The sequence below is a fragment of the Paenibacillus agri genome, from assembly GCF_013359945.1.
GTDB lineage: Bacteria > Bacillota > Bacilli > Paenibacillales > Paenibacillaceae > Paenibacillus_AQ > Paenibacillus_AQ agri.
The window spans coordinates 21,463-33,588 of record NZ_JABWCS010000206.1 but is presented as its reverse complement, the minus strand read 5'-3'; the positions used below and the strand labels follow the sequence as shown (position 1 = coordinate 33,588).

The following is a 12,126-nucleotide window of genomic DNA, read 5'->3' as shown; positions in this document are numbered from 1 at the left end:
GTATAGAGATGAGTAATAACAAACGACAAATGGCACTGGGAGCGATGATGTTCTTTCCGGCAGGTGAGCATATCTCCAGTTGGAGACATCCGGAATCGGATGCAGCCGGTCTGCTTGATTTTAATTACTACAAGCATATTGTGCAGACTGCTGAACGCGGGAAATTTGATATGTTCTTCTATGCAGATGAATTATATGTCTGGGACAGATTTCAGTCAGGGATCACTGCGGCAAACAGCATTCGTCCAGAGCCATTCACACTACTATCTGCACTATCTGCGGTCACAGAGCGAATTGGTCTTGCAGCAACCGTATCAACGACATATAACGAGCCGTATCATATTGCCCGAAAATTAGCCACACTGGATCACTTAAGCAGTGGACGTTCAGGATGGAATATCGTTACTTCGCAGACGGATGAAGAAGCCCGGAACTTCGGTAAAGATAAACACCTGGAGCATGAGAATCGTTATGGAAGAGCTGGCGAGTTCGTCGATGTGACTCAAGGGCTATGGGATAGTTGGGAAGATGATGCCATTGTATTGGATAAGGCGTCAGGTATTTTTGCGGATAAAGACAAGCTGAATAATTTGAATTATAAGAGTGATGAGTTCCAAGTTCGGGGTCCATTGAATGTATCACGGCCTCCGCAAGGATATCCTGTATTGATTCAAGCAGGGGCTTCGGAAGCAGGCAAGGAGCTGGCGGCCGCATCAGCAGAAGTTGTATTTGCACCAGGTACAGCCTTTGGACCGTTTGGAACGGTTGAGGATGGGATTGAGCTATACGAGGATATCAAGACAAGGCTGGCCAAATACGGTAGATCGCGTGATGATCTGAAGATTCTGCCGGGCTTTATGCCTGTTATTGGACGGACGGAGGAAGAAGCGGCCCAGCGGTTGGCGATTGTGGAGGATCTTACGCCTGAGAAGCTGGGAGTCGATCTGCTCTCTCATTATTTGGGTCATGATGTATCACAGTATCCATTGGATGAGCAATTGCCGTTCACACCAAAGCTGGAGGGCTTTAATCAGAGTAAGAGCAGTCTGGCCAAAATCATTCAATTGCTGGAGCGGGAGACCCTGACTATTCGCCAGCTCTATAAACGTCTTAACTCGCGCGGAGTAGCCGGAACACCTTCGCAGATTGCTGACCAGATGGAAGAATGGTTCGTTCGAGGCGCAGCGGATGGTTTTAATGTGATGTTCCCGCATTTGCCTGGCGGTCTGGATGACTTTGTGAACTTGGTTGTCCCTGAATTGCAGCGGCGCGGAATCTTCCGCGAAGATTATGAAGGAACGACCCTTCGTGAACATCTGGGACTGCGTCGCCCTGCTAATCGTTATAGCGTGATCGCTACACGTTAATCTTAAATTTATAAGATGAACAAAATAAAGTAACAAAGCGAGTAGGAATGAAGGGGGAAGTTTGGAACTGTAGGAGCGCAGCGTTCGCATTTGTTCCCAGATTTCAACCGCTGAAGCAGTTACAAGAGCGACCGGAAGTCCAAACATTCCACCGTAGTGACGACCGAGCCTTACGTTCGGATCTTAAGTTCGTCTTATTATAGATGACAATATAACGAATAGAAGGGAGAGGGATTAGATGGCGCATTATGACCCGCAGTGGAATTTAAATGATGAATTTGATGGGGATTGGCAGCTTCGGGCCGAAGTGAGTCCGAAATGGATTCGTGTAAAAATAGGCGAGACATTCGTGGCCGATAGCAGACGTGTGCTGATCGTTACGGAGACCGGCAAGCTGCCGGTGTACTATTTTCCCAAGGACGATGTCCGGACCGAGTTTCTTCAAGAATCGACTCATCGCAGAGAGGACCTTCACAAAGGGGAAGCCGTCTATTGGAACATTGGAGTCGATGATACGCTTGTAGAGAACGCTGTCTGGAGTCATCCCAATCCGCCTGTGCCCAGTGCCATTATTGCGGGATATATTACTTTTATCTGGAAAAATAATGATATTAGATGGTTTGAAGAAGAGGAAGAAGTCATTAACCATGCCAGAGATCCTTATTCGAGACTGGATGCTATTCCGAGTTCCAGACATATAAAAGTAATCGTAGGCGGCAAGGTTGTCGCAGATAGTCAAGAACCGGTTATCTTGTTTGAGACAGGACTGACTCCGCGTTTTTATTTGCCAAAAGAGGATATTAACTTTGATTATCTAGTGCCATCAGATACAGTGACAACCTGCCCTTATAAAGGATCTGCCACGTATCATTCTTTCAATAGCGATGGAGTGATTGCTGACAATGTGGTGTGGAGCTATCAGGAGCCACTGCCAGAGGTTCATGAAATAGCGGGTAGATATAGCTTTTATAATGAAGAAGTTGATGCGATCTACATAGATGGAGAGAAATGGTCCCTGCAGGAGCAAGATCGTTTACCTTACAAATCAATCGCTCATAAGCAATGAGATGTGCTTTTTCAGTTAATGTAGGGGAGTGCATCTAATGTCGAGTTATAGATCGGCTATTGTTGGACTTATTGGGGCAACTCTCTGTTGGGGATTAAGTTATATCATGAGTGCGTATCTGATAAATTTTTTCTCTCCTGCATTTCTATCCTTTATACGCATGGTTTTAACATGGCTGCTTGTCCTGTTGTTGCTGTATCGTGCCGGAAAATTAAGATGGCCAACCCGGCAGGAATGGTTACTTTTGACGGCTAGTTCGTTGTTTGGCACTTTGATTCAGCAACCACTTTATTTCTCAGGTCTCAAGCTGTCCTCAGCAGCCAATGGTTCCTTGATCTATGCAGTAGCACCATTGGTAGCCATCTTCATGGAGCGTCTATTGTATAAGGTTTCGTTGACTGCAGGAAAGCTGGTTGGAGGCCTACTTGGTGTAGTGGGTGTCGTTATTATTATCAGTTTTGGTGGAGGGCAGTTCAGTCTATCATTAGGTGACTTGTATTTGGTACTGGCGATGCTGGGGATGACGATCGGTATGATGTTCACGCCACTGCTGGTGAAGACGATGCCACTGACAGCTATTAATATTATTTCTGGTGGATTAGGTGCTATTCTGATATCTCCTATGGTAGCGATAGAGTCGTATAATGGTGGTTTGATAGCAACAAATAATGCTTCTATCTGGTTAATGCTACTTCCGTTAGCCTTGATTACAGCAACCTCGGGGATATGGTGGACAAGGGGCGTAGCGGTCACAGGGCCTGGGACAGCTTCCATGTTCATGAATATCCCGCCGTTTATCTCTCTTATCCTGGGGCATTTTTTATTGGGAGATGAGATCTACGTCACTCAATTGCTGGGCGGAGCCCTGATTCTAATTGGAGTTTTCATCTCTAATCGCAATGCTTCCAAAAAAGTTGTGCAGGTGAATGAGACAACGAGTACAACTGAAGCTACAACTTAAATGAATCGAAAGCCTTTCCTTAGTTTTTTGCTGGGGAAGGGCTTTTTGTATGGAGGCCTATTAGAGAAAATCCGAGCACATAATTCTTCATCCTTTTCCCACCTTCATGTTTTATAAAAGAGCTGGAAGCAGGATAGTTGATGACATTTTAACATAAGAGAAGCCAGGAAGACGTTCGGAAATCGCACACTGGAGCGTTTTTTTGTGATTTAGGCTTATAGATGTAGAGGAGATTAGTCGCGGAGTAGAGTTATTTCGTATACGGCGATATGTCGGTTCTGGGAAGTAGCAGCATTTTCGCTGAATACAATCTTTGATCAGTTCGGAATTTAAATATAATTATATATATGTATTTCTACTTTAAAGGGCGGTCTATGGTATATTGGAGGTACAAAATACGTACAATGCAAAGAGAGCCGTACGTCAACACGGCTCCCAATGCAATAGCCGCTTTTAAGGGCGGTGGGCTTTTAACAAACAGGACACGACAAGTAGACCGCATACCTTTGTTCGGGGGGGCGGTCTATTTGCGTTTATCGGACAGCAGCGCTACGATAAGCGAACCGAAGGTTAGCATAAGCATCATTGCTTCAAACATTGTCACAAGGCATCCTTCTCTTCAATGGAGAGGTAGCCGACCGACCCTTTAAGCCTATTCTATTACTTAGTCGATGATAACTAGTGATAATGAAATTTAGAAGTCTTAGAAAAACGTTATGCTCCTGTACTATTATTTAGCCTTATCCAATTTGAAGTTCTTCCACATCATATCCCAATCATCCTCCCTATGATTTTCCTCCGCATTTACTGTTCCTCCCTATATTTATTCTGCTTTCCTACCGATACAGTTTATAACAAGAATATTATTAAAATTGTTTATATTATTATGTTTAGTTAATTAATGGAGTTATATAGTGAATTTATACTACAAATTCAAATGATTTAACTGGGGGAAATAGCGATGAGTGTTGATCAAGGAATCATGTTTACAGCTATGGAACAATCACTTGCGATGATTGCTTTTGATACCTACGGGAAAGTGCTATGGGCGAACCCTATTTTCGCAGAAGTAATGGAACACACAGTGGATGCTTTGCCAGGGATGCAGCATAGTAGTTTTTGTCCTTCTGAATTTGCAAAGAGCCGGGAATATGCAGACTTTTGGGATAATCTACGCAATGGAGTAGCCTTTCATGACAAGGTACAACGGGTTACAAGAAGTGGAAGAGTGCTCTGGCTGGAGGCTTTTTACACACCGGTGTTAGATGCAGAAGGACACGTGCAAAATGTGGTCAAAATTGCTACAGATATCACGGCCCGCCAACAGGTGCTGGTGGATAGTTCAAATGAATTTATGTCGGTTGTTACGGCAATGACTGCACGGACGAACGAAGTGCATCATGCTTCACAAGGCATTGTTAATGATATTGAAATCCTTAATAAAGAGTCACAAGTTGTGAAAAACAACGTGGAAACGATAAGCTCTGTAGCTTCTTTAGTCAAAGAGATCGCCACTCAATCGCATATGCTGGGGCTGAATGCGGCTATTGAGGCGGCCCGGGCGAATGAATATGGGCGTGGTTTTGCTGTAATTGCTGAGGAAGTTCGCAAAATGGCGAATACCAGCAAAAATTCAGCGAACGAAATTTCCAATCAACTCGATGAGATTTTGAAATCGCTATCTGTTATGATGAATATGGTAAATAATGTGACTGAGAAGATAGAGAACAATTCAGACTCTATTAACCAACTCAAAGATTCCTATGGTCATATTGTGCAGACTGCTGAGAAACTCTCAGCTATTGTCTGATGATTATAATTACAAAGTAAGAGTGCGAGGAGGTAATTCTATGAAACCCAAAGTAGTCCTCATTGAAGGTTTACCCGGCTCCGGGAAAACAACAACGGCTAGGCTCGTTCATGAAATTTTTACGGAGATGAATGTGAAGTCTCAGCTTTTTTTGGAGGGGGATTTGGACCATCCGGCAGATTACGATGGTGTGGCTTTCTTTGAGAATAACCAATGGGATGAATTATTGAGCACCAATGAAGAGTATAGAGCGTTATTGAGCCGTCATGGGATTCAACAGGGTGACGGTGGCATTTTCCTGGAATATCGCAAGTTAAAGAATACATACGAATCTGACTTCCCTGACCAGTTATTGAACATCGTGTTCCGAAATGATGTGTACGAATTACCGCTGGAACCACATAAGAAGCTGATTACAAAGCGATGGAAGTCTTTTGTGGGAAATGTTCTGACTGGCTCGGAGACCTTTGTGTTTGATTGTTGTTTTATTCAAAACCCTGTGACGATGGGGATGATTAAGTATGGTGCTGAGAAAGAAGATGTTATAAGTTATGTTACGGAACTGAGTGCCACTGTAGAGCGTCTGAATCCATTGCTGATTTACGTGGAGCAGGATGACTTGGAGCATGCGTTCCGTAAAGCTGTTCAGGAAAGACCGATAGAATGGTCAGAAGGATTTATTGAATATTATACAAACCAAGGTTTTGGGCTGAAGAACGGGTGTGAGGAATTGGAAGGAACGCTCCAGGTTCTAAAGGCAAGACGTGAATGGGAAGAAGATATATTTAATAGATTACCTATCGCCAAGTACAAGGTGAATAACTCTTCGTATGAGATAGATGAATATAAGCAAGTGTTGGCGGGGATCGTATCGCAATATTTTAGATAACAGGCACAGAGTGACTTTTATTCGCTGCAGTGCAAGCTAGCTCTTACCTGCGCATAAGCTGTGGGGCAAGGGCTATTTTGTATATTGTAAATACGATGAAGCAAAAAAAGGAGAAGTGAGGCCATTATGAGAGTAAAGAGAGCGCAGAGCTCCGAACTAATCGTATGAGGGATAATGAGCAAGATAGAATGGACCATGTCGTTCAATATATCAAGGAGAACAGCCATAAGAAGCTCAACTTGGAGCTATTGGCGGGTGTTTCACATTTGTCGAAGTATCATTTTTCGAGAATATTTACAGCCAAAATCGGTATGACTCCGGTGGCATTTGTGAATCGAGAACGCTTACATAAAGCTACTCAGTTGCTGGCTGAGGGCAGCCATAAGACGATTCTGGAAATCTCAATTCAGTGTGGTTTTGAGTCAGTATCGACGTTCAATGCGCTCTTCAAAAGACATTATGGGCAAACGCCAAGCGAAGTTCGTAGCCGTGCCAGGAAGAATAGCAATTATTCAGCAATCTTTAGCAATAAGCAAGCAGAATTACCCCCTGTGGAAAGATACAATAACCATAGCACTGGTAATCAACTACTCAAGAGGGTTTGGGATAACATGATCACTACTCGGGAATTGCCGGGGTATGAAGTGGCGTATGTTAGACATGTCGGGAGCTATCTGGATACGCGGGATGCATGGGATAAGCTGGGGCAATGGGCGAGTGAGCAAGGACTGGCACCAGGACAGCACTCTTTTATCGGCATATCTTTAGATGACTCGATTTTCATAGATGAAATGGCCTGCCGGTACGATGCCTGTGTCTCATTGCCCAGTGGATTTCAGCAGCACGGACATGCCCTGCACATCCAATTCCAGACGTTATCTGGTGGACTGTATGCGGTATATCCCTACTACGATACTGTAGAAAAGTTTGTGCTGGCTTATCAAAATGTGTTCAACCTCTGGCTGCCTAACAGCCAGTATGAGGTCGACGATCGCCCCTGCCTGGAATTCTGCCTGAATGATCCTGCACAGGACGCGGAAGGGAAGGTTAAGGTTAAATTATACGTTCCGATAAAGCAGGCTACGAGCTGAATTTAATCCTTATATAAGGAAGGGAGGATCAACATTGGGAAGCCTGATTACTGCTGTGAATTGGATTGAAAAAGAGGACACGCTAGATGCGCTCTTGAATCAGGTAGAGACACTTAGCAAGCAGCCTTTAAAGCAGGGGTTTGAAGCCGAGGTTCTACGAATACATATTGATCAAGAGGACTTTGTCTTAAAGATATGGAGCAAGGAGTCCAAACCGGATGTAGGTGCTCAGTACCATTTGCTTAAAATCCTTCATGAACGGGGAATCGCTGTTTCCAGGCCGATAGGTTGGGGCATCGATTCCGCTGGGGATCAGGTGTTGTTAACGACCTTTGATGGGACACCTATTGAAAAAGTGAATGACAAGACTACAACTGAGGTGGCTGGATTATTAGCCAGGTTGCACGAAGTAGATGTTTCCGAGTTGGGAGAGGCAGCGGGTCTTATTCCTAAGTATGATTTTCTCAATTATTTTTTCCCCGGGGCCAGTGAATTCTCAGATCTCTATGACGCAGCCGTTTCCCTTATTCCACTGACTCACATGAAGCAGGATCGGATTATTCATGGTGATTTCCATTCTAATAATATTCTGGAGGACAACGGACGATATACCATCATTGACTGGACGAATGGACAACTGGGGGACCCTAGGTATGATTTTGCATGGACTTATATTCTGCAGAAAATCTACTGGTCGCAGTCCCGTGCAGAGGTGTTTCGTTCAGTTTATCTATCTGATAAGGATATTCCGGAGGAAGAGTTGGATGCCTTTGAAGCGCTGGCTTGTCTGCGCTGGATATTACTCAGTAGAAGGAATGGAGTTCCCAAGAGGAGCGGAACGGCTGGGCGGGTAATGAAGCTGATTAATAACAACCCGTTTCTGAAAGAACGGAAGTTTAGTGATTTTTCTACTTAGATGAACAAAAGATATTAAGGAAAAGCGAAAAGGAACGAAGGGGGAGGGTTTGGAACTGTAGGAGCGTAGCGTTCGTCTAAAAGCTTTCCATAGGAAAGCTCGCATCGGAAGCATAGGCTGTTCTCAGATTTCAACCGCTAGAAGCGGTTATTAAAGAAGAAATCTGGGAACAACAACGACCGAAAGTCCAAACATTCCACCGTAGTGACGATGGAGCCTTACGTCCATATCTTAAATTCGTCTTACACAGAAAAATTGAAAAGGGTGACGGAATGAACCTTGAGGCGATTTTTGGGCAGTTCCCCGTGCTTAGGTCCGATGAATTGATATTAAAAAAGATAGAAGATGTCCATGTGGACGGTGTTTTTGAAATCTACAGCAATGATAAGGTGTTTGAATACTGCGGCATCCTTCCTAAACATAACAAAAACACGGTGAGCAACATGATTGGGCATTTTGCCAGAGATTTTCACAAGCGATCAAAGATCAAGTGGGGGATCTTCGCTAATGCGGAGCCTGAGCGCTTGCTGGGAATTATTGAAGCCTTCGATTTTAATCAGAAGGTGAATATGGTGACGATCGGATACTTTTTGGATGAGGCCCATTGGGGCAAGGGCATTGCCAGCGCTGCGGTGAAGCTGTTAGTGCAATTTCTGTTTGAGGATGTCAACGTGAACAGAATTCAGGCAGAAGTGATGCCCCGGAATGATTCATCCAAGAAGGTCTTGGTGAAGAATGGCTTCTTGAAAGAGGGTACGCTTAGACAGGCGAGTCTTTGGACGGGGAAAGGGATTGTGGATTTGGAGATCTATAGTATTTTAAAAGAAGATTATTTAGCAACATTAATCTAAGGAGATCCTATGAAAAAGGTTCTAATCATCGGGATTGTAGCTAGTGGTAAAACAACAAAGCCAAGCTACATTTGTTTCAAAATAAAGTTATCAGAGTGTATAACAATAAAAACTTGAACTTTAGATGAAGGCGACCCAGGCAAAGGGGGTTACGTATGCTCTCGCCGATAGGTGGGGGCTATTTGATCCTCAAGAAGATAACCAATGAGCAGGAACGTTTAAGTAATGAGGTAACCGGGTCTCTTGATTCCCTTTTGCCGAGTTAACCTGCGCTTGTGTCAGAAAAATACTTCCCGTAAGATTAGCGCCAGATAACTCAGCATCTCTTAAGTCTGCACCGATAAAATCTACCTTCCGCAAGTCAGCGTCCCGCAAATTAGCAGCGATGAGCAATGCCCCTCTAAAATTCGATCCTCGCAGGTTGGCACTTCTTAAATTTGCACCTAAAAAATCTTTGCGCAACTTGTTTTTCTTCTGACTTTGAATATAGTCCTTTCGAATAAATTCACTTGTGGCAAGTAATAACCGATTTACGGTTCCACGATGAGCCGGTATATCTAATTTGAGAATATTTTCGGGATCAAGATTGGATAGGTATTCAATAGAATTAAATGCGTTTTGCAGTTCATTTCGGATGGAGCGGGTTTCTTCCAATTCTAGCGCTTGATTTAAGTAGAAAAGCATCTCATGCAATTGTTGGACGATTGGAAATACTGCAAACATGGTCTTTGAGGACTCTGGATTCTTGCTCCAACTCGTTCCTTTGAAGAGTTCCTGAGAGACCTGCTGTCCTGCACCAAAACATTCATAAGCAACACACCCGTTAAAACCTTTATCTCTCAACTGTTCATGTATGCTGCAACGGTGATCTGAACCCATGTTGCGGCAAGGAGTGCCGCTATCTTTATCAAAAGCAAAATCTGCTGATTTGGCATACGGCAAAGCCACACAACATAATCCAAAACAATGTTCACAGTCAGACTGTAGTTTGCTATTCATACAACACTTCCTAAAAGAGTTTATTTTAAAATCTTAGCCGGATAATTCCTCTTCCGACGGCAGCTCGCCGTAGAGCTTCAGCGCTTTGAGCGCCGATTCCTGCATCCGCTTTTTGAGATAACTGCCCTTCACGACCCTGACTCTCTTGCCGAGAAAACGGAGCTTGGAGAGCAGATAATCGCTGTCGTTCCCGGTTAGAATAATGCTGACACTGTAGGTGTCTTTATCCGCATTGTATGCAACGTCCTTTTCAAAGCTGGAGAAGGCGTAAAGAATGCGGGATAGCTCCCGGTTATAGTCAGGGAGGATTTCAATGACAACCTCAAATTTACGTGTGTCGCGCCGCGGGCTGATCTCTTGAAGAATACACTCATATTTGGAAGCAGCTATAGCTTGATGTGAGACACTGACGATTTTGCTTAGCTTTGTACTCATGAGTGAGCGCCGCCGCAGATGGTACCAGAGCAAATACCATTCCCGTTTGACCATGGAGTACTCCAGTTTGTAAGGCACCCCCGCGTGCCCCTCTTGAACACTGCCGCGTTTGGTTCCGTAAGTCAGTTGGACCGCTTCTTTAGCCATGATATGGCGGCGCAAGGTACGGAGGAGCGGGTGATACACCTGCTTTTCCCTGCTGCGGGCTTTTTGCACCAAGTGGTCAGCCGTATCCATCAGAGGATCAGACTCCAGCAGGGAGACCAGCTTCTCCAGCGTCCCGGCAGTGAACGCATCCTTGGCTGCGGGGTGCTCAAGCATGGTCTTCAGCCAGGCTCTTTCGTGGGAGGTGACCATGAAGGTGCCGTTGTCGTCCAGACGGGAGATGATCTGATAGTTAAAAATTTTCTCGAAAAGGTTCATAGTAGGCCAATATCTCCTTCCATTCAGCGATCATTTCACGGCGCAGCCTCACGGGTTCAAGCACTTCACAGCTGGACCCGAAGCTCCGCAGCCAGGGCTTGATCTCGGTCGTCCCATTCACGGTGATTTCGTAGATAAAAGAATACGGATCTTCGTCCACGATCTGTCCCCACTGTCCTTGCAGCAGCACCCGCGCTCTTACAAAATTCGGTTCAGAATCCCCGGGACTGTAGAACCTCGCTCGCACTGTGACTGGCAGCCCTGTATCAATCAGCCAGCTATACTTCATTTTCTCGTCAAGCTCGCAGCGCTTGGCCTGGAACGCTTCCTCACTTAGAGGCTGATCCTCAGTCTCCATCCGCGTGATCCCTTCCATACGATACTTGCGAATGCCTTCCCGGCCGCTCGCGAGCAGATACCACCTTCCGTATTGATGGTCATAGACGACCTTCAGCGGGAGTGTCTTTATGGCGGAGCCTTCGCTCTCGCGTTCGAACAATGGATTGGTGTTTTTGGAGCCATAGCTTTTCTCGGACTTTGGCGAGAAGTAGAGAAAGGCGACCCTGTGGCGCTGGCGAATGGCGTTCAAAAGAGTGAACAAGTGGGCTTCGTCCAAGATCCGTGAGTAATAATGATACTTATAGATAAAAGCTTCGATAGCTGGCTGCTCCACCTGATTGCGCAAAAGATGCTTTTTCAGTCCGTCACGCAGCAGATAGCCTTGCACAGAAGGGACCTGGGTGTTCGCCATGACATCCACAAAATCATACAAGTCGATAAGCTCTTCATGGCTTAACTGCTGCACCAAGTCGTTATGTACGCGGTAGCGGAAAGGACGGGAGGCCCCTTCTTTGCGGATGACCCCCACCTCTTCCAGGTATTTCAGATCCGAACGGATCGTCTTCTCATCGGGCTGGGGAACACCTGCGGGCAGGCTGCTACAGCACATGTCCAGAAGCTCCATCGCTGTCAGTGCGTCTGCATTCATGGCACCCAGCAGGAGAGAGAGGCGCTGGCTTTCGCTTTCTTTTACCGACTTGGCACGGAAGAGAAATAACAGCATGGGATCGGTAGAGTCATAGTAGCTGTACTTTAGGGTCTCAGCAAATTCTTTGCCTTGTTCCTCCGGGAGGTGCTGATAGGTAGAGCTCACGATATCCTTGAGCCGGCGGATGGTTTTGTCAAAGGTATGCACGGAAATACCCAGCCGGTCAGCGAATTGCTGTCTGTTGAACGCGCCGCTCGTGAGCGCAAGCATACGCAGGAATTGGATTTCTTTATCAAAGCTTTCCTTGGCCACCTGGATTCCCCGTTTCAT

At 45.3% G+C, this 12,126-nt stretch carries 12 protein-coding genes; 8 read left to right on the top strand and 4 right to left on the bottom strand.

From position 1 onward, the window contains the following. Positions 1 to 8 precede the first annotated feature (8 nt). The 3 genes from HPT30_RS11835 to HPT30_RS11825 all read left to right on the top strand — a co-directional run bounded on the left by HPT30_RS11835 (position 9) and on the right by HPT30_RS11825 (position 3,394). The gene (locus tag HPT30_RS11835; protein ID WP_175371596.1) at positions 9 to 1,367 is read left to right on the top strand and encodes an LLM class flavin-dependent oxidoreductase; all 1,359 of its coding nucleotides are present in this window, start codon (positions 9 to 11) and stop codon (positions 1,365 to 1,367) included. Positions 1,368 to 1,605: 238 nt separating this feature from the next. Beyond that, on the top strand, positions 1,606 to 2,433 hold the full coding sequence (locus tag HPT30_RS11830; RefSeq protein ID WP_175371595.1) for a DUF427 domain-containing protein: 828 nt from the start codon (positions 1,606 to 1,608) through the stop codon (positions 2,431 to 2,433). A 37-nt stretch (positions 2,434 to 2,470) separates the two neighbouring features. After that, positions 2,471 to 3,394 (top strand): DMT family transporter, encoded by a 924-nt coding sequence (locus tag HPT30_RS11825; RefSeq protein ID WP_175371594.1) that lies wholly within the window; start codon positions 2,471 to 2,473, stop codon positions 3,392 to 3,394. A 523-nt stretch (positions 3,395 to 3,917) separates the two neighbouring features. Here HPT30_RS11825 and HPT30_RS30940 read toward each other — a convergent pair. Then, positions 3,918 to 3,992, bottom strand: a complete 75-nt coding sequence (locus HPT30_RS30940; RefSeq protein WP_376767031.1) for a putative holin-like toxin — start codon at positions 3,990 to 3,992, stop codon at positions 3,918 to 3,920. Positions 3,993 to 4,355: 363 nt separating this feature from the next. Between HPT30_RS30940 and HPT30_RS11820 the strand changes: the two genes are divergently transcribed. From HPT30_RS11820 to HPT30_RS11800, 5 genes are all read left to right on the top strand, one after another. After that, on the top strand, positions 4,356 to 5,204 hold the full coding sequence (locus HPT30_RS11820) for a methyl-accepting chemotaxis protein (protein ID WP_175371593.1): 849 nt from the start codon (positions 4,356 to 4,358) through the stop codon (positions 5,202 to 5,204). Positions 5,205 to 5,244: 40 nt separating this feature from the next. After that, entirely contained in the window at positions 5,245 to 6,093 is an 849-nt protein-coding gene (locus tag HPT30_RS11815) for a P-loop NTPase family protein (RefSeq protein ID WP_175371592.1), read from the top strand. Positions 6,094 to 6,281: 188 nt separating this feature from the next. After that, positions 6,282 to 7,184 (top strand): AraC family transcriptional regulator, encoded by a 903-nt coding sequence (locus HPT30_RS11810; protein ID WP_246317043.1) that lies wholly within the window; start codon positions 6,282 to 6,284, stop codon positions 7,182 to 7,184. 34 nt (positions 7,185 to 7,218) lie between these two features. Continuing rightward, positions 7,219 to 8,100, top strand: coding sequence for a phosphotransferase family protein (locus tag HPT30_RS11805; RefSeq protein WP_175371590.1), 882 nt, complete (start codon positions 7,219 to 7,221; stop codon positions 8,098 to 8,100). A 272-nt stretch (positions 8,101 to 8,372) separates the two neighbouring features. Then, on the top strand, positions 8,373 to 8,951 hold the full coding sequence (locus HPT30_RS11800; protein WP_175371589.1) for a GNAT family N-acetyltransferase: 579 nt from the start codon (positions 8,373 to 8,375) through the stop codon (positions 8,949 to 8,951). A 189-nt stretch (positions 8,952 to 9,140) separates the two neighbouring features. Here the strand turns inward: HPT30_RS11800 and HPT30_RS11795 are convergent, their stop codons facing one another. The 3 genes from HPT30_RS11795 to HPT30_RS11785 are packed head-to-tail and all read right to left on the bottom strand — an operon-like array spanning position 9,141 to position 12,108. Further along, positions 9,141 to 9,950, bottom strand: a complete 810-nt coding sequence (locus tag HPT30_RS11795; RefSeq protein WP_175371588.1) for a pentapeptide repeat-containing protein — start codon at positions 9,948 to 9,950, stop codon at positions 9,141 to 9,143. Positions 9,951 to 9,983: 33 nt separating this feature from the next. Continuing rightward, a complete protein-coding gene (locus tag HPT30_RS11790; RefSeq protein ID WP_175371587.1) occupies positions 9,984 to 10,808 on the bottom strand; it encodes a WYL domain-containing protein in 825 nt (274 codons plus the stop codon). After that, positions 10,783 to 12,108 (bottom strand): helix-turn-helix transcriptional regulator, encoded by a 1,326-nt coding sequence (locus HPT30_RS11785; RefSeq protein WP_175371691.1) that lies wholly within the window; start codon positions 12,106 to 12,108, stop codon positions 10,783 to 10,785. The genes HPT30_RS11790 and HPT30_RS11785 overlap by 26 nt, the downstream gene beginning before the upstream one ends. Positions 12,109 to 12,126 lie beyond the last annotated feature (18 nt).